Source organism: Tessaracoccus zhenghani (genome assembly GCF_054552775.1).
On the sequence record NZ_CM137275.1, the window covers coordinates 2,448,178 to 2,469,556 of the forward strand.

The following is a 21,379-nucleotide window of genomic DNA, read 5'->3' on the forward strand; positions in this document are numbered from 1 at the left end:
GAGCCGGGGGCAACGGAGGGGCGACGGGAGCCTAAGCTACGCTGGCGTAAGTTACGGTTACGTAGGTTGAGACCGGAAGGAGGCCGCGTGCGCGGTCAGAGCCACGACATGGTGCAGTTGCTCACCCCCGACGGGCAACGGGTACACAATGACGACTTCGAATTCAGCGGGAGCATCGACGACCTCGTCGGCTACCTCCGCGACATGATCCTCGCCCGGCGCTTCGACGCCGAGGCCACGGCCCTCCAGCGTCATGGCGAACTGGGCATGTGGCCGCCCCTCCTCGGCCAGGAGGCCGCGCAGGTGGGCTCGGCACACGCGGTGCGCCCCGCCGACGTGGTGTTCCCCAGCTACCGCGAGCACGCCGTCGCGATGGTGCTCGGCGTACCGATGACCAACTTCCTGCGCCTCTTCCGCGGCACGGACCACGGTAACTGGGACAACCTCGAGAAGTTCCGCAACTACCAGATCGTCATCGGCTGCCAGACGCTGCACGCCACCGGCTACGCGATGGGCCTGCAGTTCGACGGCGCGGTCGGCCCGGACGCCGACGAGCCAGCCGCCGTCATCGCCTACCACGGCGACGGTGCCTCCAGCCAGGGCGACGTCAACGAGGCCTACGTCTTCGCCGCGTCCTACAACGCGCCGGTGGTCTTCTTCTGCCAGAACAACCAGTGGGCCATCTCCGAGCCCATCGCGCTGCAGAGCCGGATCCCGCTGTACGAACGCGCCCGCGGCTTCGGCTTCCCCGGCGTGCAGGTGGACGGCAACGACGTGCTCGCCGTGAAGGCCGTCACGGACTGGGCCCTGGAGCGCGCCCGCAACGGCGAGGGCCCCACGTTCATCGAGGCGTTCACCTACCGCATGGGCGCCCACACCACCTCCGACGACCCGACGAAGTACCGCACGGGCGCGGAGGAGGAGGAGTGGAAGGGCCGCGACCCCATCTCGCGCCTCACCACCTACCTGCGCAACGAGGGCGCCATCGACGACGAGTGGTTCGCGCAGATGGACGACGAGGCCAGGCAGTTCGGCGTCGACCTCCGGGCCAGCATCACCACGTTCGAGTCGGTGACCATGGACAGCGTGTTCGCCAACGTCTACGCGGAGCCCTCCGTCGCGCTCGAGGCGCAGCGCCGCGAGTACCACAACTACGTCGCCGCCGGGGAGGACGCATGACCGAGACACTCACCATGGCGAAGGCCCTCAACCGGGGCCTCCGACGGGCCCTCCAGGCAGACCCGAAGGTGCTGCTCGCTGGCGAGGACATCGGCAAGCTCGGCGGCGTGTTCCGCATCACGGAGAACCTGCAGGCCGAGTTCGGTGAGAACCGGGTGATCGATTCCCCGCTCGCCGAATCCGGCATCGTCGGCACCGCCGTGGGCCTGGCGATGCGCGGCTACCGCCCCGTCGTCGAGATGCAGTTCGAGGGGTTCGTGTTCCCCGCGTTCGCCCAGATCGTCACCCAGGTGGCCCGGCTCCACGCCCGCACGGGCGGCCAGACCCGGATGCCGATGGTGATCCGGATGCCGTACGGCGGCGGGGTGGGCGCCATCGAGCACCACTCGGAGTCGCCCGAGGCGTACTTCGCGCACACGCCTGGCCTCAAGGTGGTCACCTGCTCGAACTCGAACGACGCCTACTGGATGATCCAGCAGGCCATCCAGTCCGACGACCCGGTGGTCTTCTTCGAGCCCAAGCGCCGCTACCACACCAAGAGCGTGGTCAACTTCGCGTCGCGCCCGGAGCCGATGCACCAGGCCTCCATCACCCGCTACGGCACCGACGCGACGCTGCTCTGCTACGGCCCCATGGTGAAGACCTGCCTCGACGCGGCCGCCGTCGCCGCAGAGGAGGGCACCTCGCTGGAGGTGGTGGACCTGCGCAGCCTCAGCCCCGTGGACTGGGTCACGATCATGTCGTCGGTGCGCCGCACCAAGCGCGCCATCGTGGTGCACGAGGCCCCGCTGAGCCTGGGCCTCGGCGCTGAGATCGCAGCCCGCCTCCACCAGGACCTGTTCTACGTGATGGAATCGCCTGTACTGCGGGTGACCGGCTACGACACGCCCTACCCGCCGTCGCGGGTGGAGGAGGAGTTCCTCCCCTCCGTGGACCGCATCCTCGACGCCGTCGACCAGTCCCTCGCATTCTGAGCCCGAAGGAGCACCCATGTTGCGCCAGTACCTGCTTCCCGATCCGGGCGAGGGCCTGCTCGAGGCCGAGATCGTCGCGTGGCGCGTCGCCGTCGGTGACGTGATCGAGGTCAACGACGTCCTCGTCGAGATCGAGACCGCCAAGTCGCTCGTCGAGCTGCCGTCCCCCTACGCGGGCACCGTCACCGCGCTGCTCGTCGCCGAGGGCACCACGGTGGACATCGGCACCCCGGTCGTTGAGATCGAGGACGGCGCGCCCGCTGAGGCCACGCCCGCCGTCCCGCCGCAGGACGATGCCGACGACGCCGACGAGGCACCAGGCCCCAACCTGGTGGGATACGGCGCGTCCGACACGCCGTCGACACGCCGTCGTCGTCGCCACCAGAGCAGCCCCTCCGAGGTCAACCAGACCAGCGAGGCGCTCTCGGCTGCCTACGGCCAGCACGAGCCCGGCCGTCGCCCCGACGAGGTGCACCCGGCCGAGGCCGTGCACGCGCAGGCCACCGGCGATCCGTTGCCCACGCCGGGCACCGCCCCGTCGGAATCCACCCTGGTGCTGGCGTCGGACCCAGGCGATTCCAAGGCCAAGCCGCCGGTGCGCAAGTACGCCAAGGACCTGGGCGTGGACCTGAGCACCGTGGTGGGCACCGGCCCCGACGGCACCGTGACCCGACGCGACGTCGAGGCCGCCGCCGCCTTCAGCTACCTGGACGAACAGCCCCGGCAGGGCCGGATCATCAACGACCAGGCCAGCTTCCAGGGCACACCCCGCGACTCGCACACCGCCAACGGCGGCGGCTTCGGGCCGACGGAGGGGCTCGGCGGCTTCGACCCGTTCCAGGGTCGCTCGGAGCGGCGGGTCCCCATCAAGGGCGTGCGCAAGGTGACGGCGGAGAACATGGTCCGCTCGGTGAGCACCAAGGTGCACGTCACCGAATGGATCACCGTCGACGTCACCGGCATGATGGATTTCGTCGAGACGCTCAAGGAGCGGCGCGAGTTCGCCGGGCTGAGGGTGTCGCCGCTGTTGGTCTACGCGAAGGCCATCTGCCTGGCGCTCGGCCGCAACCCGGACCTCAACACGAGCTGGGACGCCGACACCCACGAGATCGTCTACCACGCCGACGTGAACCTCGGCATCGCCGCGGCCACGCCGCGCGGGCTGATGGTGCCCAACATCAAGGGTGCGCAGCGGCTGGGCCTGCTGCAGCTGTGCCAGGCCATCAACCAGCTGGTGCAGGTCTCCCGCGAGGGCAAACTCCAGCCCGGCGACTACGCCCGCGGCACCTTCACCATCACCAACGTCGGCGTCTTCGGCATCGACGCGGGCACGCCCATCATCAACGGCAACGAATCGGCCATCTTCTGCATGGGCGCCATCCAGCGCCGGCCGTGGGTGGTGGGCGAGGGCCACAACGAGCGCGTGGAGCCGCGGTGGGTCACCACCCTGGCCGTCGCCTTCGACCACCGGATCATCGACGGTGAGCAGGGCTCGCGGTTCCTGCACGACGTGGCGTCGATCCTCGCCGAACCGGCCCTGGCGTTGCTCTACTGACACCGTGCGCCGGACAGGCAGAAGGGGCGGAAGCGTTGCGCTTCCGCCCCTTCTCCGTGGTGCCACTCAGACCTGGGGGGTCTCCTCCGCCGGGGCGGCTTCCGTGGTGTCCTGCCTGCTCAGCAGGCCTGCGGCGGCGACGCCGACCTCGAGCACGGCGCGCAGCATCATGATGCCGAACACCGCCAGGCCGGCCGTGCCGAAGAGGGTGATGAAGAGGTCCAGCGGGTACTCCACGACGTAGCTGAAGGACTCGATCAGCTGGAACAGCCACCACACGGCGATGCCGATGGTGCCCACCAGGAAGATCAGGCCGGCGGAGCCGGGCAGCGACGCGCGCTTGAACCCGAAGTCGAAGGGGCTGGGTTTCTTCTCCGCGGGGAGGGGCGCGGGCCCACCCTGCCACTGGCCGGTGTAGCCGGTGCCGGCCGGGTAGTTGCCCTGCTGCTGGTCCCAGTTCTGCTGCGTCTGCTGGTCCCAGTTCTGCTGCTGGGTCTGCTGCTGCTGCCAGGCTTGCTGCTGGTCCCAGCCCTGCTGCTGGTTCCAGTCCTGCTGGTTCCAGTCCTGGACGGGCTGCTGCTGCGGCTGGGCCTGGTGCCAGTCTCCCGCGCTGGGCTGCGGCTGGGCCTGGTGCCAGTCTCCCGCGCCGGGCTGCGGCTGCGCCTGTTGCCAGTCCTGACCGACGGCGGGCTGCTGCGGCTGCCCCCACTCGGTGGCGGAGGTCTGGCCCTGCTGTGTCCAGTCAGCCTGCTGCTGCGCCCAGTCGTGCTGGGTGGTGGGCTGTTCTGCTGCGCCACTTTCCGGCTTCTGGGGCGGGTAGTCGCCGCCCTGGCCGGTGTTCCACTGTTGGTTAGACATGCAATGAAGTCTGCCACGACCCCGGACCAGCGTCGCGGACGTCATCCGTGCCTGTGCGCGCGCCGTCTCCGGCGTGCGCAATAGTTGACCCATGGCGTCTCCCACCACATTCCGGGTCGACCTCGACGCGATCCACGCAAACCTGGCCACCGTGCGCGAACTGAGCGGCGACCGCGCGATCCTCGCCGCGGTCAAGGCCAACGCCTACGGACACGGGCTGGTGCCGGTGGCGCGCAGCATCCAGGAGCGCGGCTCGGCGGAGTGGCTGGGCGTGGCCCTGACGGCGGAGGCCGAGGAGCTCCGGGCGGCCGGCGTGACGCTGCCCATCCTGAAGTTCACCCCCACCTTCGCCGACGAGTTGCCCGCCGCGCTGCGCGCCGCCGTCACCCTGTCCGTCGGCACGGTTGAGGGGATCGACGAGGCGGCCGCGGCCGCCAAGGCCGGCCGGCTGGTGGCGGACGTGCACCTCAAGATCGACACCGGCATGCGCAGGGTTGGCGCCGAGCCCCGGGACGCCGTCGAGCTGGCGCGCCGTATCGCGGATTCCGGGAGCCTGCACCTGGGCGGCGTCTTCACGCACCTGCCCGTCAGCGACGTGTCCGCGGGTGACGACTTCACCCGCTCAGAACTGGCCCTCTTCGACGAGGTGGTCGCCCAGATCGAGGGGGCGGTGGCTCCCGTCGAGTGGGTGCACGCGGCGAACTCGGGGGCGGTGCTCGGGCACGACCTCGGCCGCACCACGATGGTGCGGCCCGGCATCATGATCTACGGCTCGTACCCGGACGTCGAGACTCCGCCCAGCCGCGAGCTGCGCGACGTGGGCACCTGGGTCTCCCGGGTGAACTTCGTCAAGCGTGTCGCTGCCGGGGAATCGGTGGGGTACGGCCGCACGTGGACGGCGCCGCGCGACACGTGGATCGCCACCGTCGCCGTCGGGTACGGAGACGGCTACTCGCGCCTCCTGTCCTCCCGCGGACGGATGCTCATCGACGGTCGTTCCTACCCGGTCGTGGGGCGGGTGTGCATGGACCAGACGATGCTCGACCTGGGCCCGGAGGACCCCTCCGTGCGCGTCGGCGACGAGGTGGTGCTCATGGGCACCAGCGGCACCGAGCGGCTGGGCGTCGAGGAGGTCGCCGAACTCATGGACACCATCACCTATGAGGTGACGTGCCTGATTGCGGCGCGCGTGCCCAGGGAGTACTTCGGCTAACCCGTTTCGACGATGCCGCCGCTGAGCTTCCGGCGCCGGCTGGGGAGTTCTGTGAGGGCGTGCATCGCGATCGTCCGGGTGGACCACCCGTCGACGGCGGCACCGACGCCACCGCCCACGAGCGGGATGCGCTTGCCCACCCAGACCCCCAGGCGCTTGCCGGTCATCTGGTTCATCGCACGGTCGAGGAGGGCCTTGGAGATCTGGTTGTCGAGTTTCGCGTCGAAGACGGGGGCGGTGGCCACCGTGGCGGGGGAGGACGGGATGATGCCCTTCTCCAACAGGTCTGCGTTCCCGCCGGGGCCCAGCATGACCATCAGGATGGCGGTGCGCACCCGGGGGTCGTCGAGTTCGTAGCCGCGCAGGTGCGCGATGGCCGCCACGAGCCGCGCCTGCAGGAACGAGGCCGCCGCGATGTTGGCGGGGATCGTCACCAGCGACACGAAGAAGCCGCCCCAGTTGGTGGCGAACCCCTGGCCGCCGGCCATGGCGATATGGGTGTTGACGAGGCTGCGGATCGCCGCCTCGGAGTCGCCCTGCCGCAGGAGGGTCTGCTTGGCGGAGTGCTTGGCGCCGGGCAGTTTGCCCTTGCCCCGGATGGCGAGGTCGAGCAGTTGGTGGAAGACATCGGCGGTCAGGCCCTCAGCCACGGCCACGGCATCGCTTGGTTGCATCATGGAGGCCTCCTTATGGCATTCAGCTTGCCACGCGTGCCAAGCCGAGTCGATAGCCCGCCGGACGAACCAGGGACGAACCGGGGGTGCACCGGAGGGGGCGCAATCTGGACCGGCACCTGCAAGACTGGAGTGATGTTGGGCGTCACGTTCGGCCGGCCAGATGAGTGGCCGAGCCAGGATCTCATCGGCTGGTCCGAGGAGTTCAGTGCTGCCCTGGCGCTGGAGGCCTACCGCTGCGGCGTCTTCCCCATGCCGTTGGGCACCGGCGACCAGGAAATGGGCTGGTGGTCGCCGATGCGCCGCGGCATCCTGCCGGTGGAGGGCCTGCACGTCACGCGCTCCCTGCGGAAGAACGCCAAGCGGTACGTCACCACGGTGGATTCGGACCCCGACGCGGTGCTCGCCCGGTGCGCGGACCCGTCGCGGCCGCACGGCTGGATCGACAGCCGCATCAGTACCGCCTACCGCGAACTGTTCGACGCCGGATGGGTGCACACCGTGGAGGTGTGGACCGACGACGGCGCCCTCGTCGGCGGCCTCTACGGCGTGCACGTGGGCGCGATGTTCGCGGGGGAGTCGATGTTCCACGACCCCGTGCGGGGCCGGGACGCTTCGAAGGTGGCCCTGATCCGCCTGGTTACCCAGCTGCGCGCCGTCGGGGTCGGGATCCTCGACGTACAGTGGCTCACCGAGCACCTCGGCTCACTGGGGGCCTACGAGATCCCCCGCAACGACTACCTGCGCAAGCTCGCACCCGCCATGGCCTATCCCAGCCTCGAATGGGACAACCTGGGCCCCGTCGCCGGCGAAGACCTGCTCCGCGCCTTCGACGACGGCGCACGGGCGGCACTGCAACTGAGAGGGGAGCGTCGTGCCTGAACTACCAGAGGTGGCGGCCCTGGCCGCCGCGCTCGACGAGAAACTGCGGGAACGCATCATCACCGAGGGCCACCTCGTGAGCTTCTCCGCGCTGAAGACCTTCCGCATCGGCCTCGACGCGCTGGCCGGCCTCGAGGTCACCGGGGTGACGCGGCACGGCAAGTTCGTCGACATCGACGCCCAGGGCATCCACCTCATCTTCCACCTGGCCCGAGCCGGCTGGCTCACCTGGCACGACGTGGCCCCCACCGTCCCCGCCCGTCGTGGCAAGTCCGGGCTCGCGCTGCGGATGGTGCTGGACGACGGGTCCGGTTTCAGCATCACGGAGGCCGGCACGCAGAAGGGACTGGCCATCTATGTGGTGGAGGACCCGGCTGAGGTGCCCGGCATCGCCGCGCTGGGCCCGGATCCGCTCGCGCCCGAGTTCACGTCGGAGGACTTCCGCGCGGTGCTCACCCGCGCCGGCCGCTCCCAGTTGAAGGGCGTGCTGCGCGACCAGAAGGTGCTGGCCGGCATCGGCAACGCGTACTCCGACGAAATCCTGCACGCCGCGAAACTGAGCCCGTTCAAGGCCGCCAACTCCCTGTCACCCGAGGAGGCCGACGACCTCTTCGCCCACGTCCACGAGGTGCTCCGGGAGGCGCTCGCCTCTGCTGTCGGCACCCCCATCGCCGAACTCAAGGACGCCAAACGCGCCGGCAGGCGCGTCCACGGACGCACCGGCGAGGCGTGTGATGTCTGCGGCAGCACCATCGCGGAGATCTCCTTCGCAGACTCGTCCCTGCAGTACTGTCCCGGCTGCCAAACAGGCGGCAAACCCCTGGCCGATCGACGTATGTCGCGGCTACTGAAGTAGGAGCCCAATGCTCGAACACGCCATCTGGTGGCACGTCTATCCCCTCGGCGCCACCGGCGCCCCCATCCGCACGGAGCACGGGGCGCCCGCGCCCAGACTCCGCAAGCTCGACGCGTGGCTGGACTACGCCGTCGAACTCGGCTGCAACGGGCTGCTGCTCGGGCCGGTCTTCCAGTCCGTGTCGCACGGCTACGACACCCTGGACCACTACCGGATCGACGCCCGGCTCGGCGACGACGCCGACTTCGACCACCTCGTCGAGCAGTCCCGCGCCCGAGGGATGCACATCGTCCTCGACGGCGTGTTCAACCACGTGGCCAGGGAGCACCGCCTCGTCGGCGAACGCCCTGAACTGGTCAGGTGGGAGGGCGACCGGCCGAAGGGGTGGGAGGGGCATGACGCCCTCGTCGAACTGGACCACGGCAACCCGGAAGTGCTCGACCTCGTCGTCGACATCATGCTGCACTGGCTGCGGCGTGGCATTGCGGGCTGGCGACTGGATGTCGCCTATGCGGTGCCCACGTCGTTCTGGCGCGCGGCCGCCGAACGGGTCCGCGCGGAGTTCCCAGACGCCGTCTTCATCGGCGAGGTCATCCACGGCGACTACCTCGGCTTCATCGGGGAGTCCACCCTCACCACGCTCACGCAGTACGAGCTGTGGAAGGGGATCTGGAGCTCCCTCACGGATGTGAACGGGTGGGAGTTGGCGCACGCCATCGAACGGCACGCGGTCTTCGCCGAGCGCTTCCTCCCCAACACATTCCTCGGCAACCACGACGTCACCCGCATCGCCACCCGGGTGCCGAGGGCCACGACGGTGGTGCCCTACCTGCTGATGACCCTGCCCGGCGCGCCCAGCATCTACTACGGCGACGAGCAGGGTTTCACGGGCACCAAGACCGAGACCTGGCACGGCGACGACGAGATCCGCCCGCCCCTCCCGGACAGCCCCGCCGGGCTGTCCAGCCTGGGTGCCCACGTCTGGCGCCACTACCGTGCGGCCGTGGCGCTGCGCCGCAGGCATCCGTGGCTGGCCACGGGCTCTGTCGAGGTGCTGGACAAGTCCAACGAGCACCTCACCTACCGCGTGTACGACGGGGGTCGCGCGCTCACCGTCGACCTCGACCTGGCCACGCCCGGCGTCCGGGTCACCGGAGAGGGCGAACACCTCCACATCGCCTCCGACGCCTAGCGGTGGCCCTACCATGACCAGATGGGTAAGCGTCAGATGGTCGAAGACACCGCAGCAGAGGTCGAGCGGCACCCCGTTGCCGTGATGGCCGCCTCAGTGGGGCAGGTCGTCAACGGGATCGTGCACATCATCATCGGCCTGATCGCCGTCGGTATCGCGCTCGGGAGCGGCGGGTCCGCAGATCAGAGCGGCGCCATGCGTGCCATCGACGCCTCTCCGGTGGGGTCGATCGCGCTGTGGGTGGCAGGCATCGCCATGTTCGCCCTGGCTCTCCACTCCTTCGCGGAGGCGGCCACCTCCGTCCGGCGCGAACCCTGGCAGGCCGCGCGCGCCGCAGGCCGGGGCATCGCGCATGTCGCCGTCGGTAGCGTCGCCGTCGTCTACGCCACGGGCGGCAGCGCCGACGGCGAGGAATCCACCGATTCGTTCAGCGCCACCATGATGCAGTCGACGTGGGGTTCCTGGCTGCTCGCCGTCATCGGCCTGGTGATCCTCGCCATCGGCGTGGGCATGTTCATCAGCGGCCTGCGCAAGTCCTTCCTCGAGCACGTGGACGTCACCGGGCGCACCCGCCGCGTGTTCACCGCGCTCGGGATGACCGGATACCTGGCCAAGGGGGTGGCGGTCGGCGTCGTGGGCATCCTGTTCGTGGTGGCGGTCCTGAGCCGCGACGCCGATGAGGCGGGCGGGCTCGACGGGGCGCTGAAGAAACTCACGGAACTGCCCTATGGCTCAGCGCTACTGATCGTCATCGCCGTGGGCGTCATCGCCTACGGCATCTTCTGCTTCGCCCGGGCCAGCGCCCTCGCCAACACCCGCCGCCGCGGCTGAGCGGTTCCGGGCATGCAAAAAGGGCCCGGCGAGCCGGGCCCTTTTTCCATCGGGGTCAGCCCCAGATGCCGGCGTTGCGCTTCTCAGTGGCGTTGTAGCCGTCGGCGATGTTGCCGAGGAGCACGGGCATGCGCTGCACGATGTCCTGCTGGCGCTTGGCCGACTGATCCCACTGGATCTGCACTTCCTGGTAGGAGTTGCGGGCGTTGTCATCCCACTGGCCGAGGGACGACGACAGCTCGCCCTTCAGGTCCTCGAGGAGGCTGGTGAGTTCGCGGTGCGCGGCCGAGAGGTTGCTGATACCTTCCTGCAGGCCGGCAACGGAGTAAATGGTTGAGTCGCTCATGAAAATCTCTCCTGGTCAGTTCTGGTCAGCGGCCGTCAGCCGATGAGTCCGGCGATCTGGTTGGCGGTGGCCTGGTTCTCTTCTTCACGCACGCCGTACTCGCGCAGCGTTTCGACCAGCTGGCCGTGGATCTTGTCGAGACCGGCCTTGACCTTCTCGAACTCCGTGTCGAACTGGCGGTAGCCGTTCTGGAAAGCGGTGGACGCATTGCCGTGCCAGCGCGAGGCGAGGTCGCTCATCTGGCCCTGGAGGCGGTTCTGCAGGTTGTGGATCTGCTGGTGCTTGGCCTCAATCTGCTGCGTCGCCTTCTGCATGGCAGCGCGGTCTACGGACTTGTCGCTCATGATTCATTCCCTTCGACGTCGAGCCACTGTGGCCCTGTAAGAGCCACAGGGGAAGTTCCTCGTGGCTGCGGTGGTGTCTCCCGAAACCCTAGGCTGCGGAGAGGGTCACTTGGCGCGGCCCGAGACACATTCAAGTAGGGATACCTATTCCCGGTGGGTGACGGGATGGGGGACCTCATCCTGCGGGCTCAACATGGTCGCGCCCGAGGGCCACCCCGCTGGGCAGCCCCGAACGGATCAGGTTCAGCAAGCCCCCCGTGACAGGCAGCGGCGTGGCCTCGCCGTAGCCCAGTGCCTGGCGTGCCCCTATCGTCGGGATGCCGTAGCCCCGGCCGTTGAGCAGCAGGGTGGCGGCGGCCTCGTCGGTGCCGGCCTCGCCGTTGCGCAGTAGCGCGCCCTTCAGCGGCGGCAGGTCGATGTGGTCGATGTACTTGCCGGTGGGGGCGCCCAGCTGGCGTTGGTCGAGCGCGGGTGTGGTCTGGCCCATCGACACCGACACCCTGTCCGGCGTCTCCGCGCTGAAGGTGGCACACACGGAGGCGTCCCGGCCGCTCTCGTAGCCGGGCGGGGCCTTCGGCTGGTACATCGGGATGCCGCCCTCGGTGATCGACTCGAGGTCTTCGATCAGGTAACCCGACAGGTCACGCTCTGAGATGGCGCCCACCTCTTGGGTGAAGTCCCTGTTCTTCTCGTGGAACAGCAGCTTCGCCTCCAGGTAGGAGATCTGGGCCAGGCCGTCGTTCAGCTGGACGAAGTAGCGCACCGGGTTGCTCCCGGTGACCGCCACCACGTCGCCGATGGTCTTGCCCTGGTAGGCCTTCACCGGGGTGTCGCCGTAGCCCGTGATCTGCGGTGGGTTGATCGGTGCCCCCATCGGCAGCGCATAGATCCAGGAGTTGCCCGGCTCCACCTCGGGCACGTCGAAGGAGACGACGCCCCCGCTGCCCCGCGCGCTGTACAACTCGTGGCTCTGGCCGCCCGAGACGAGGTACCGGGTGCCCTCGCTGGCCTTGGCGATGAAGCTGTAATCCATGCTGGAGGCCTCCGTCGCCCCGAACTGGAGGGTGAGGTAGCGGCCGCGACCCATGGGTTCGGTGGAACACAGGCGCAACGGGAACGACGCCAGGTCCTTGGCCGCGGGTAGCTGCGGGGGAGCGCCGGGGATGCCCTGGCGCTGCTGCATCTCCGTGCCGACGAGCGCCTCGGTCTTCACGTCGATGATCCGCGGCGGGCCGCCGGGGTCGTCGCCGGCCGCGAGCAGCCGGGCCGTCGCCACGTCGGTCACGGGGATGACGAGCTTGTTCGTGTGCGCGAAGAGCTGGCCCGACTGGACGTCGTTGAGGATGACGTTGTCCTGGTCGCGCCACGATTCGTTGGTCACACCACCGCGCAACAGCCCGATCAGCGCGGTGCCGGCCAGCAGGACCACGCCCAGGAGGACGGAGACGAACGTCGCGGTGCTCACCCGCCTGAGCGGTGGCGTGGGGTCATCGGGGTCGCGGTCCACGAAGGCCGCGATCATGCGGCGCGAGGTGAAGGCGTGCGCCTTCAGAAGGTCCTTGCGAGTCGCCATCGATGTCCTGCGTGTGTCCGGGCCGGGGGTCGGGGGCAACTGTAGCCGCCGTCGGGCGCATGCCGGCGGTGTGCAGCGGCGGGCGTGGACCGCTGCACGTCCTAGAGTGGGCGCTCGGAGGAGGTCAGATGCTGCGGAGGACCAACGGCTACGCGCTGCAACGGCGGGCGCGCTCGACGCGATTCCTGCCCATGGTCGTCGCCTGGCAGATCGTGCTGGTGATCGTGGCCCTGCTGGTCGTCCAGCGCTCCGCGTGGGCGTTGGCCACGGCCGGTGCCGTGCTGCTCGTCGCCATCCTGATGAGCCTCCCCGTCAATGGGCGCTCGATCCCGGCCACGCTGAAGCTGCGCTCCGCGTTCCGGCAGAGGGCGCGGCGGTGGGTGGAGCACCCCGAGCATGCGTCCGGGCTGGTCCCGCTCGCGCAGTGGCTGCCCGGCCTCGAACTCACCCAGATCAAGGACGCCCACGACGGCGACATCGGCGTCACCGCGGACGGCGGATCCTGGTCCGGCATCCTCGAGGTCACGGCAGACCACACCCTGTTCACGGACCGCGGCGCCGAACTCGACCTCGACGCGCTCGGCGCGCTCACCCGGCAGGACGACGTCGCCTTCGCCGGCGTCCAGGTCGTCACCCTGACGGTTCCTGCGCCGTCAGGGGCGATGCTGCCGGCGGGGTCACCCGCGCTGGAGGCCTACCGCGAGATCATCCCCGGCACCCCGCCACCGGCATTGCGCCGCACCTGGGTGGCGCTCCGCCTCGACCCGCGGCTCTGCCTGGAGGCGGTCGGCCGACGGGGCGACGGCCAGACCGGCGTGTTCGCCACCCTGCGCTTCGGGCTCCACCGCGCCCAGGCGCTCCTGAAGCGGCAGGGCATGCTCACCGCTCCACTGGACCCCCACGGGATCTCCGACGTGCTGACGCTCACCTCCGGAGCCTCTCCCGCGCCCGCGGAGCCGCGCAGCCGCGAGGAGTGGTCGGCCTGGTTCGGCGACGGCCTCGTGCATGAGACCCGCGCCCTGGGCGGATTCGGGGCCTCGCCCAGCGCCGCCTACCAGCGGGTGCTGGACGTGGTGGCGAAGGCGCCGGCCATGATGGCCGTCACCTCGTTCACCGTCAGCCCCGGCCGCCCGCCGGAGGGCGCGGTGCGCCTCGTGACGGCCAGCCTCGAACAGGCCATCGCCGCAGACGACTTCATGGTGTCCAAGCTCGACGGCGTAGTGAAGCTCGCCCCGCTGGGCGGCGTGCAGGTCCCCGGTCTGCTGGCCACCGTCCCCCTCGGAAGGCGGATCGACGAGTGAGCGAGATCTCGTTCCAGGCGCTCGCGCCGGAGAAGGCCATCGAACAGCAGTTGCCCACGATGTCGACGGGGCCCTCAGGGATGCTGCTCGGCTCCGGCCCCGGCGGGCCGGTGACCATGCGCCTGTTCCGCCCGGAGCCCACCCGCCTGTACCTGGCCGTGCCGGAATACCTGCGGTGGCTCGTGGCGTTCCGCGCCATGTGCATCGGCGCGCACCTGTCCGTGATCGCGGCGGACCACCGTCGCTGGCTCACGTTGGCGGACACCGTCCGGGCCTGCGGGGGCACGATCGACGTGTTGAACACCCCGGAGAACCTGCCGGGACAGGGTCGCCCCTTCCGACCGAGCCTGATCATCGACGAGACGGGTGCCGTGGGCACCACCGCGCGGTTGGGTGCCTGGCAGGCCGTCGCCATCGTCGGCGACCCGTCGTCGCCCAAGGCCATCGCGGACCTGCGGGTGTGCGAGACGGCGATGGTGTCGCCGCTGGGCCCCAAGAGCGGGGAGAACCTCCGCCGCGCCTATGCGTTGCAGTCCGGCCAGGTGAAGGCCGTGACGGACCTCGACGAGTCCGAGGTGGTGCTGGCGTCGGTGCGCCGCGTCGTGAAGGTCCGCGTGCCACCCTCGCCGACGGAGTACCGCCTGCTGTTCCAGTCCGCCCTCGCCTGAGCGGGCCGTCGGGGCGTCAGAGCAGCGTGTTGAAGTAGGCGTACAGGTTCAGCACGCCCAGCAGGGCCGGCACGATGCCGATGATCGCGAGCCACTCCAGCACGTCGCCCCACCGGCCCCAGGTGGGGGCCATGATGCGCTGGTACCACGAGGCGGAGTAGTGGGCGAAGACGTAGGTGAGCGCCAGGGCGACGGCGAAGAGTGTGACCATGCCGCCCAGCGACTGCACCGGGCCTGTGGCGATGGCGTACAGGCCGATGACGACGGTGATCGCGCCGCCGAGCAGCAGCGCGAGCCGCTGGGTGAAGCCGACGAACGCGCGGGCGCGCAGCAGGTAGGCGAACCCGATGCACAGCATCAGCAGCGTGGACCAGATCGTGCCCTGGCTGATCACCACGAAGGCGGCGAGGACGGCGACCACCGACATGGCGGCCAGCATCGCGCCCAGCAGCCTGTCGGCGAACAGTGCCCGCTTGACGATGTCGGACTGCACGGGGGTCTCGTCCGCCAGGATGCCCTCCGTGGTGGTGGGCAGGTTCGGCAGGGCCACGCCCGCGATCCGGTAGGACAACGGCGGCAGGTAGGCCGTCACGAACGAGGACACGGTCACCACGATGGCCGCCACCTCCACGTCGTGGCCTGGGAACAGCAGCATGAAGCTCGAACCGACGACGATGAGCAGTGCGGCCAGTGCAGCGCTGAACAGCGGCATGGGCTGCACGTTCGCGGCCAGCGCGCAGACGGCGGAGGCGATCAGCACGAGGCTCGCGGCCAGGATGATGCGCACCGCGAGCGGCACGATCCCGGACATGGGGTCCGGCAGGAACCAGCCGGCGATGCCGGCCAGCGCCACGCTGCCCCAGGCCAGGGCCGCGGCGGTGCGCCGTTCACCGGCGGCACGGGCCAACGCGATGGCACCGATCGCCGCGGCGAAGCTCAGGAAGCCGGTGACCCCGACGGCCAGTGCCATGGGCAGCCGGAGCGACGGGTCGAAGCGGGCCTCGGCCAGGTCGATGGGCTTCTGGCCGAGGATGACCAGCAGCGGGATGCCGATGAGGGCCAGCAACATCAACGTGATGCCCATGCGCTGGGAGTGCTTCGCCTGCCAGGAGGGGCGGGAGTTGGTGGCGCCGGCTACGGCGTCCACGACATCGTCGAACGCGGCGTCGGGAATGGCGCTCTCGCGCTGGCGCAGGTGGAGCGTCTCCCCGTCGCGGATCCCCAGCTTGTGCACCGGCGTGTAGAGGTCGAACGGGTCTGACCCGAAGCGCTGCAGCACCCAGGCGTGCACCGCGTCCGTGGGGTTGTTCGACTCCAGGCCGGAGAACCGCAGGATGCTCGGGAGCAGTTCGCTGAGGGACACGGAACCGGGCAGTGCGAGGTCGACGCGACGGCTGCTGGAGATAACCGTGACGCGCGACAGATCTTCCTCGGCCGTGGTGTTCACGTCGGATACCTTAACCGGCCGGGGGCGCACGGGCGCCGGCTTGCCCCTGGAGTCCATTAAGTTAGGCGCTCATGGGCCAGATCACGTTCCACCGGCCGAAGCGCGTGTCGCCCCCGGCGATGCCGCGCGGAGACCTGTTGCTGGAGTCACCGCCGGAGATCCCCCCTCCGGCGGCGTCGAAGCCGTTCGGCAACCTCCTGCGCATGCTCCCGATGGTCGCGGGTGGCCTCGCGATGGGCCTGATGATGTTCAACATGGGCGGCGTGGGCGGCGGCCGCGGCGCGCTCGGCGGCGTGATCGGCGGCCTCTACGCCGTCTCGATGATGGGCATGATGCTGTCCCAGGTGGGCCGGCAGAACGACGACCAGTCGGCGCAGCTGGACGCCAACCGCCGCGACTACTTCCGCTACCTGGCCCAGGTGCGCAGGAACTTCGCGAAGACGGCCGACGAGCAGCGGGAATCCGTGGCCTACCGCCACCCGTCGCCGGATTCGCTGTGGACCATCGTGGGCGGCATGCGCATGTGGGAGCGGCGCCCGGACGCGGAGGACTTCGGCTCGGTCCGGGTCTCCGTCGGACGGCAGCAGTCGGCCAAGCGGATCACGCCGCCGGAGTCGCAGCCCATCGAGGACCTCGAGCCGCTCACCACCGGAGCGCTGCGTCGGTTCATCCGCACGCACCGTGTGGTCCAGTCCGTGCCCCTCGCGGTGGACCTGCGCGGCTTCCGCGCGGTCCAACTCGTGGGCGACGAGGAGGACTGCCGGGCGCTGGCCAGGGCCATGGTGGCCCAGTTGGTGGCCTGGCACGCGCCCTCCGACGTGTCGCTCATGGTGGCGGCTGACCCGGCCCACCAGGCCTCCTGGCAGTGGGTGAAGTGGCTGCCGCACCTCCAGCACCCCACCGAGGCTGACGGCGTGGGCCCCGTCCGGATGTTCGCCACCGCGGCCGGCGAGCTCTCCCAGATGGCCACCTCGGCGCAGAACGGCGACAACCCTCCGTCGCTGGCGGTCATCGTCTCCGACGGCGTGGAGGGCGTGGCGTCGCAGCAGTTCGTCACCCCGGACACCAAGGCCGTCACCATCGAGGTCACCGGCAACCGTGAAGTGCCCCGGTCCCTGGAACTGGGCGTCGCGGTGTTCGAGGTGCGCGGCGACACCGTCGTGCTGCACCGCCGCACCACCCGCACGCCGCACGCCCAGACGCCGTTCGGGCGGCCGGACAACGTGCCCGTCGTCTACTGTGAGATGCTCGCCCGCGCGATGGCGCCCTACCGGATGCCGGAGCTCGCCGCTGGGCAGGCCGCCGACGACGGGCCCGCCGAGGTCGTCTTCGCGCCGCCGAAGGACTACCCCGCAATGCTGGGGGTGGGCGATCCGCTCACGCTCGATCCCCGCGTCTCGTGGCGCCCGCGGCCCCTGCGCCAGCACCTGCGCATCCCGTTCGGCACCGCCGACGACGGCAGCGCCGTCGAGCTCGACATCAAGGAGTCGGCGCAGGGCGGCATGGGGCCGCACGGTATCTGCATCGGCGCCACGGGCTCCGGCAAGTCCGAGTTCCTGCGCACGCTGGTGCTGGGCCTGGCGATGACCCACTCCACCGAGCAGTTGAACTTCATTCTGGTCGACTTCAAGGGCGGCGCGACGTTCCTCGGCCTCGAACACCTGCCCCACGTCTCTGCGGTGATCACCAACCTGGAGGGTGAGCTCGGCCTGGTGGACCGCATGCAGGACGCCATCAGCGGCGAACTCGACAGGCGCATGGAACTGCTGCGGGCGGCGGGCAACTTCAAGAACCGTGAAGACTACGAGGCCGCCCGGCAGAACGGGGCGGACATGCCGCCGATGCCGAGCCTCTTCATCGTCGTGGACGAGTTCTCCGAGCTGCTGTCGGCCCGCCCCGAGTTCATCGACCTGTTCGTGCAGATCGGCCGGGTCGGCCGGTCCATAGCGGTGCACCAGCTCCTCGCGTCGCAGCGGCTCGAGGAGAACAAGTTGCGCGGCCTGGACACCTTCCTCAGCTACCGCATCGCGCTGCGCACGTTCTCGCCCGCGGAGTCGCGCACCGTCATCGGCGTGCCGGACGCCTACGAGCTCCCGACGCCGCCCGGCAACGGCTACCTCAAGTACGACACCACCGGTATGACCCGCTTCAAGGCGGCCTACGTCTCCGGTCCCTGGCACGGCAACGCAGACCCGGTGGCGACGCCGCTGCAGCACAGCCCCCTCGACGACCTCGTGATCGAACCACGCTCCTGGACGCCCCCCGTGCTCGAGTTCACCGCTGACTACGTGATGCCCGTGACGCCCCCCGCGCCGGAACCGGCTGTGGCGCCGGCGCGTCCCGCGGCCCCGGCGGAGGACCCCGTCGAGGATGAGGACGACGACGAGACGCTGCTCAGCATCGCGGTGGGCCGCTTGAAGGGCCACGGCTGGCCCGCGCACAAGGTGTGGCTGCCGCCGCTCGACGTGCCGCCGGCCATGGACCAGCTGCTGGGTGGGCTGGCCGAGGTCGAGGGCCGGGGCCTGCAGGTGGCGGACCCGCAGCGGCGGGCGAGGCTCCAGGCCGCCGTCGGGCTCATCGACCGGCCGCGTCAGCAGCGGCGCGACCCCTGGTGGATCGACTTCTCCGGCTCGGGCGGCAACCTCGGGGTCGCCGGCGGGCCGCAGTCCGGCAAGTCGATGGCGCTGCGTGGCGCCATCGCGGGCCTGTCTCTGACGCACACGCCGGAGGAGGTGGGGTTCTACATCCTGGACTTCGGCGGTGGGGCGCTCACCTCGATGCGTGACCTGGCGCACATCGGCTCGGTCACCGGCCGGCTGGACGTCGACCGCGTCCGGCGCACCGTCGCGGAACTGATGTCGCTGCGCTCGGCTCGCGAGGCGCAGTTCGGCGAACTGGGCATCGACTCGATGACCACCTACCGCCAGGGTCGCCGCGACGGTTCCATCCCCGCAGACCGGTTCCCGACGGATGTGTTCCTCGTCGTGGACGGCTGGGCAACGCTGAAGACCGAGTTCGAGAACCTCGAACCGCAGGTCCAGACGCTCGCCAACAGTGGCCTCGGCTTCGGCATCCACGTGTGGGTGAGCGCCACGAAGTGGATGGAGGTGCGGGCGGCGACGAAGGACGCGCTGCAGTCCAAGATCGAACTCAAGTTGGGCGACGCCTTCGACTCCGAGGTGGACCGGAAGCTGCAGGGCGCGATCCCCACGGGCCGGCCGGGCCGCTCCATCACCGCAGGCGGGCTGCACGCGCTCGTCGGCCTGCCGCGAGTCGACTCGGTGGAGGACGCCGACGACGTGGCCACCGGGCAGCGCCAGTTCATCGAGGCGGTGAACCAGGCCTGGAAGGGGCCGCGCGCCGCCGAGGTGCGGATGTTGCCGGAGAGCTTGGAGATCGAGGAACTGCCCGCGATCGGCCACGACCCGGCGGACCGCCGGATCCCGTTCGCCATCGACGAGTTGGAGCTCTCGCCGGTCTTCCTGGAGACGATGACCGAGCCGCACCTGGTGGCCTTCGGCGCCCCGGAATCCGGCAAGTCGAACCTGCTGCGCCTCATCCTGAAGGGCATCACCACGCGCTTCACGCCGCAGGAAGCCAAGATCATGATCGTCGACTACCGCCGCTCGCTGCTGGGCGAGGTGGAGACGCCGCACCTCATCGGCTACTACCCGTCGGCCTCCGCGGCCACGCCCATGCTGCAGCAGACCGCGGAGGCGGTCCGCGCGCGGCTCCCAGGGCCGGACGTGACGCAACAGCAGCTGCGCGACCGCTCCTGGTGGACCGGCGCCGAGGTGTTCCTGATCGTCGACGACTACGAACTGGTCGCCACCCAGTCCGGCAACCCGATGGCGGTGTTCTCGGACCTGATCAACCAGGCGGGCGACATCGGCCTGCACATCATCATGACCAGGGCCTTCGGCGGCGCGAGCCGTGCCGTGTTCGGTGACCCGTTGATCACGAAGATGAAGGACGCAGTCAACCCGGCGCTGATCCTCAGCGGCAACAAGGAGGAGGGCAAGCTCTACGGCGACGTGCAGGGCTCGCCCATGCCTCCCGGCCGCGGCACGTTGGTCACCCGCACCTTCAAGGGCCTCATCCAGACGGCGCACCTGCCCCGATCCGAGTCCTGAGGCACCGGGCGGGGGTCAGCGGGCCTGGCGGCGGGCCGCGGCGGGGATCGCGATGGCGGCCACCACTCCCAGCCCCACCATCAGCACCGCCCCGACGGCGACCCCCAGGCCCAACACGGGCATGCGGGCGTCGACGGGCTCGGGTTCCGGCGTCGGTGCCGGCGGGGGGACGAACTCAGCGGCCTCGCTCGACATGGGCGCGGGGCGGGTGTCCAGCACCGCGCGCAGGGGGTTGACGATGCCCCAGCCCAGCTGGGCGTCGGGCGCGGTGGCCGGGGGCGGGTCCGCCGTCAGCTGCAACCGGGTGAGGAGCTCCGCGGCGGAGGCCCGCTCGCGACCCGTCGCCGCGTCGTACTCGAGCATCAACGCGATGACGCCGCTGACGATCGGCGCGGCGAACGACGTGCCCGTGTCCAGGTGGAAGGCCTGGTTCGCCGTCGTCGCGTTGCGGTCGTCCTGCGAGGGGGCCAGCCCGACGATGCCGGCGCCGGGGGCGCCGATCTCGACGCGAGACCAGGCGTAGGACTGGGGATGCGCCGATTCCTGCTCCGTGCTCATCCCGACGGAGATCACGCCGGGGAACGAAGCGGGAAAGAGCGGGCCGACGTTCTGGTCGCCATTGCCTGCCGCGGCCACCACGACGATGCCGGCGCTCAGCGCCCGGTGGATGGCAGCCTCGAACTCATCGAAGAAGGGGACGTCGCGCTGCACGGTGAGCGAGAGGTTGATGATGTCGACCTGGGCGTCGACGGCGGCGTTGACGGCGCGCACCGCAGGCTCCAGTGATTCCGGGGCAGGCGCCTGCTGCCCCTCGTCGGGCTGCACCGCGGACTGGGCCAGCGCCCGGTAGGCGAGCACCTCCACGTCCGGGGCGATGCCGGCGAAGTTCGTCAGTGGATGAACCGTGCTGCCGTCCGGCCGCAGCCCCGCCGCCAGCAACGAGGTGACGAACGTGCCGTGCAGGCAGTCCACCTTCACCTTCTTGTCGCGTTCGTCGTCGGAGACGCCGACGAAGTCGAAGCCCTGGACCTGGTCCGGATCGAAGTACAGGCTGCCGGCCGTGCTCACGCCGGTGTCGATCACGGCCACCGTCACGCCCTTGCCGGTGGCGAGGCGCCAGACCTCATCCATGTTGAGGCGCTGCAGATGCCAGGCGTCGAGCAGTTGTCCCTCAGGGGTGGGCTGGTTGATCTCGCAGCGGGTGGGCCGGAAGACGTCGACCTCCTCGGCGGATGCCCCGACGGTGGCGTTGGACAGCAGGATGCCCGCCGTCATCGCGGCCGCGGTGGCGCGCCAGAGGTATCGCTTCACGCGGGTCAGGGTAGTCGCCGGCGGGGCCAGCGCGAATCTGGC

Annotated in this window: 18 protein-coding genes; 11 read left to right on the top strand and 7 right to left on the bottom strand. The window is 70.1% G+C overall.

Annotated elements, in window-relative coordinates; genetic code table 11:
* The first annotated feature begins 87 nt into the window (after window positions 1-87).
* Genes pdhA through ACX1DX_RS11610 form a run of 3 tightly spaced genes read left to right on the top strand, consistent with a single transcriptional unit; the run spans window position 88 to window position 3,708 of the window.
* The gene (gene pdhA, locus ACX1DX_RS11600) at window positions 88-1,179 is read left to right on the top strand and encodes a pyruvate dehydrogenase (acetyl-transferring) E1 component subunit alpha (RefSeq protein WP_459396726.1); all 1,092 of its coding nucleotides are present in this window, start codon (window positions 88-90) and stop codon (window positions 1,177-1,179) included.
* A complete protein-coding gene (locus ACX1DX_RS11605) occupies window positions 1,176-2,153 on the top strand; it encodes an alpha-ketoacid dehydrogenase subunit beta (protein WP_076062458.1) in 978 nt (325 codons plus the stop codon). Before pdhA ends, ACX1DX_RS11605 begins: the two co-directional genes overlap by 4 nt.
* Before the next feature lie 16 nt (window positions 2,154-2,169).
* Complete coding sequence (locus tag ACX1DX_RS11610) at window positions 2,170-3,708, top strand: dihydrolipoamide acetyltransferase family protein (protein WP_459396727.1); 1,539 nt, start codon at window positions 2,170-2,172, stop codon at window positions 3,706-3,708.
* 66 nt (window positions 3,709-3,774) lie between these two features.
* Here the strand turns inward: ACX1DX_RS11610 and ACX1DX_RS11615 are convergent, their stop codons facing one another.
* The gene (locus ACX1DX_RS11615; protein ID WP_459396728.1) at window positions 3,775-4,566 is read right to left on the bottom strand and encodes a DUF4282 domain-containing protein; all 792 of its coding nucleotides are present in this window, start codon (window positions 4,564-4,566) and stop codon (window positions 3,775-3,777) included.
* 91 nt (window positions 4,567-4,657) lie between these two features.
* Here ACX1DX_RS11615 and alr point away from each other — a divergent pair, with 91 nt between their 5' ends.
* Window positions 4,658-5,779 carry an alanine racemase gene (gene alr / locus ACX1DX_RS11620; RefSeq protein ID WP_459396729.1) on the top strand — a complete coding sequence of 374 codons (1,122 nt, stop codon included), beginning with the start codon at window positions 4,658-4,660 and terminating at the stop codon, window positions 5,777-5,779.
* Here the strand turns inward: alr and ACX1DX_RS11625 are convergent.
* Window positions 5,776-6,456: an EcsC family protein gene (locus ACX1DX_RS11625; RefSeq protein ID WP_083665571.1), complete on the bottom strand. Its 681-nt coding sequence runs from the start codon at window positions 6,454-6,456 to the stop codon at window positions 5,776-5,778. The genes alr and ACX1DX_RS11625 overlap by 4 nt on opposite strands.
* Before the next feature lie 132 nt (window positions 6,457-6,588).
* Here ACX1DX_RS11625 and aat point away from each other — a divergent pair, with 132 nt between their 5' ends.
* The 4 genes from aat to ACX1DX_RS11645 are packed head-to-tail and all read left to right on the top strand — an operon-like array spanning window position 6,589 to window position 10,214.
* Window positions 6,589-7,335, top strand: a complete 747-nt coding sequence (aat, locus tag ACX1DX_RS11630) for a leucyl/phenylalanyl-tRNA--protein transferase (RefSeq protein WP_459396730.1) — start codon at window positions 6,589-6,591, stop codon at window positions 7,333-7,335.
* On the top strand, window positions 7,328-8,191 hold the full coding sequence (locus ACX1DX_RS11635) for an Fpg/Nei family DNA glycosylase (protein WP_459396731.1): 864 nt from the start codon (window positions 7,328-7,330) through the stop codon (window positions 8,189-8,191). Before aat ends, ACX1DX_RS11635 begins: the two co-directional genes overlap by 8 nt.
* Before the next feature lie 7 nt (window positions 8,192-8,198).
* The gene (locus ACX1DX_RS11640) at window positions 8,199-9,383 is read left to right on the top strand and encodes an alpha-amylase family glycosyl hydrolase (RefSeq protein ID WP_459396732.1); all 1,185 of its coding nucleotides are present in this window, start codon (window positions 8,199-8,201) and stop codon (window positions 9,381-9,383) included.
* Between the two features lie 21 nt (window positions 9,384-9,404).
* Window positions 9,405-10,214, top strand: a complete 810-nt coding sequence (locus ACX1DX_RS11645) for a DUF1206 domain-containing protein (protein ID WP_459396733.1) — start codon at window positions 9,405-9,407, stop codon at window positions 10,212-10,214.
* 55 nt (window positions 10,215-10,269) lie between these two features.
* Here ACX1DX_RS11645 and ACX1DX_RS11650 read toward each other — a convergent pair whose 3' ends face one another.
* The 3 genes from ACX1DX_RS11650 to eccB form a co-directional block, all read right to left on the bottom strand.
* On the bottom strand, window positions 10,270-10,560 hold the full coding sequence (locus ACX1DX_RS11650) for a WXG100 family type VII secretion target (protein ID WP_076062476.1): 291 nt from the start codon (window positions 10,558-10,560) through the stop codon (window positions 10,270-10,272).
* 35 nt (window positions 10,561-10,595) lie between these two features.
* Window positions 10,596-10,904 (bottom strand): WXG100 family type VII secretion target, encoded by a 309-nt coding sequence (locus ACX1DX_RS11655; RefSeq protein WP_076062478.1) that lies wholly within the window; start codon window positions 10,902-10,904, stop codon window positions 10,596-10,598.
* A 175-nt stretch (window positions 10,905-11,079) separates the two neighbouring features.
* Window positions 11,080-12,477 carry a type VII secretion protein EccB gene (gene eccB / locus ACX1DX_RS11660; protein ID WP_459396734.1) on the bottom strand — a complete coding sequence of 466 codons (1,398 nt, stop codon included), beginning with the start codon at window positions 12,475-12,477 and terminating at the stop codon, window positions 11,080-11,082.
* A gap of 128 nt (window positions 12,478-12,605) precedes the next feature.
* Here eccB and eccE point away from each other — a divergent pair, with 128 nt between their 5' ends.
* Both eccE and ACX1DX_RS11670 read left to right on the top strand, forming a co-directional pair.
* On the top strand, window positions 12,606-13,778 hold the full coding sequence (eccE, locus tag ACX1DX_RS11665; protein ID WP_182762911.1) for a type VII secretion protein EccE: 1,173 nt from the start codon (window positions 12,606-12,608) through the stop codon (window positions 13,776-13,778).
* Window positions 13,775-14,446 carry a hypothetical protein gene (locus ACX1DX_RS11670; RefSeq protein ID WP_459396735.1) on the top strand — a complete coding sequence of 224 codons (672 nt, stop codon included), beginning with the start codon at window positions 13,775-13,777 and terminating at the stop codon, window positions 14,444-14,446. The genes eccE and ACX1DX_RS11670 overlap by 4 nt, the downstream gene beginning before the upstream one ends.
* Before the next feature lie 16 nt (window positions 14,447-14,462).
* On the opposite strand, the gene eccD is transcribed toward ACX1DX_RS11670, so the two are convergent.
* Entirely contained in the window at window positions 14,463-15,893 is a 1,431-nt protein-coding gene (gene eccD, locus ACX1DX_RS11675) for a type VII secretion integral membrane protein EccD (RefSeq protein WP_459396736.1), read from the bottom strand.
* A gap of 71 nt (window positions 15,894-15,964) precedes the next feature.
* Here eccD and eccCa point away from each other — a divergent pair, with 71 nt between their 5' ends.
* Window positions 15,965-20,026 carry a type VII secretion protein EccCa gene (eccCa, locus tag ACX1DX_RS11680; RefSeq protein WP_459396737.1) on the top strand — a complete coding sequence of 1,354 codons (4,062 nt, stop codon included), beginning with the start codon at window positions 15,965-15,967 and terminating at the stop codon, window positions 20,024-20,026.
* 15 nt (window positions 20,027-20,041) lie between these two features.
* Here the strand turns inward: eccCa and ACX1DX_RS11685 are convergent, their stop codons facing one another.
* Complete coding sequence (locus ACX1DX_RS11685) at window positions 20,042-21,337, bottom strand: S8 family serine peptidase (protein WP_459396738.1); 1,296 nt, start codon at window positions 21,335-21,337, stop codon at window positions 20,042-20,044.
* Window positions 21,338-21,379: the final 42 nt, after the last annotated feature.

Coding starts and splice junctions, on each gene's coding strand:
- eccB (WP_459396734.1), bottom strand. CDS start 12,477: ATGGCGACTCGCAAGGACCTTCTGAAGGCGCACGCCTTCACCTCGCGC.
- ACX1DX_RS11605 (WP_076062458.1), top strand. CDS start 1,176: ATGACCGAGACACTCACCATGGCGAAGGCCCTCAACCGGGGCCTCCGA.
- aat (WP_459396730.1), top strand. CDS start 6,589: ATGTTGGGCGTCACGTTCGGCCGGCCAGATGAGTGGCCGAGCCAGGAT.
- ACX1DX_RS11655 (WP_076062478.1), bottom strand. CDS start 10,904: ATGAGCGACAAGTCCGTAGACCGCGCTGCCATGCAGAAGGCGACGCAG.
- eccE (WP_182762911.1), top strand. CDS start 12,606: ATGCTGCGGAGGACCAACGGCTACGCGCTGCAACGGCGGGCGCGCTCG.
- alr (WP_459396729.1), top strand. CDS start 4,658: ATGGCGTCTCCCACCACATTCCGGGTCGACCTCGACGCGATCCACGCA.
- eccCa (WP_459396737.1), top strand. CDS start 15,965: ATGGGCCAGATCACGTTCCACCGGCCGAAGCGCGTGTCGCCCCCGGCG.
- ACX1DX_RS11610 (WP_459396727.1), top strand. CDS start 2,170: ATGTTGCGCCAGTACCTGCTTCCCGATCCGGGCGAGGGCCTGCTCGAG.
- ACX1DX_RS11650 (WP_076062476.1), bottom strand. CDS start 10,560: ATGAGCGACTCAACCATTTACTCCGTTGCCGGCCTGCAGGAAGGTATC.
- ACX1DX_RS11625 (WP_083665571.1), bottom strand. CDS start 6,456: ATGATGCAACCAAGCGATGCCGTGGCCGTGGCTGAGGGCCTGACCGCC.
- ACX1DX_RS11615 (WP_459396728.1), bottom strand. CDS start 4,566: ATGTCTAACCAACAGTGGAACACCGGCCAGGGCGGCGACTACCCGCCC.
- ACX1DX_RS11640 (WP_459396732.1), top strand. CDS start 8,199: ATGCTCGAACACGCCATCTGGTGGCACGTCTATCCCCTCGGCGCCACC.
- ACX1DX_RS11645 (WP_459396733.1), top strand. CDS start 9,405: ATGGGTAAGCGTCAGATGGTCGAAGACACCGCAGCAGAGGTCGAGCGG.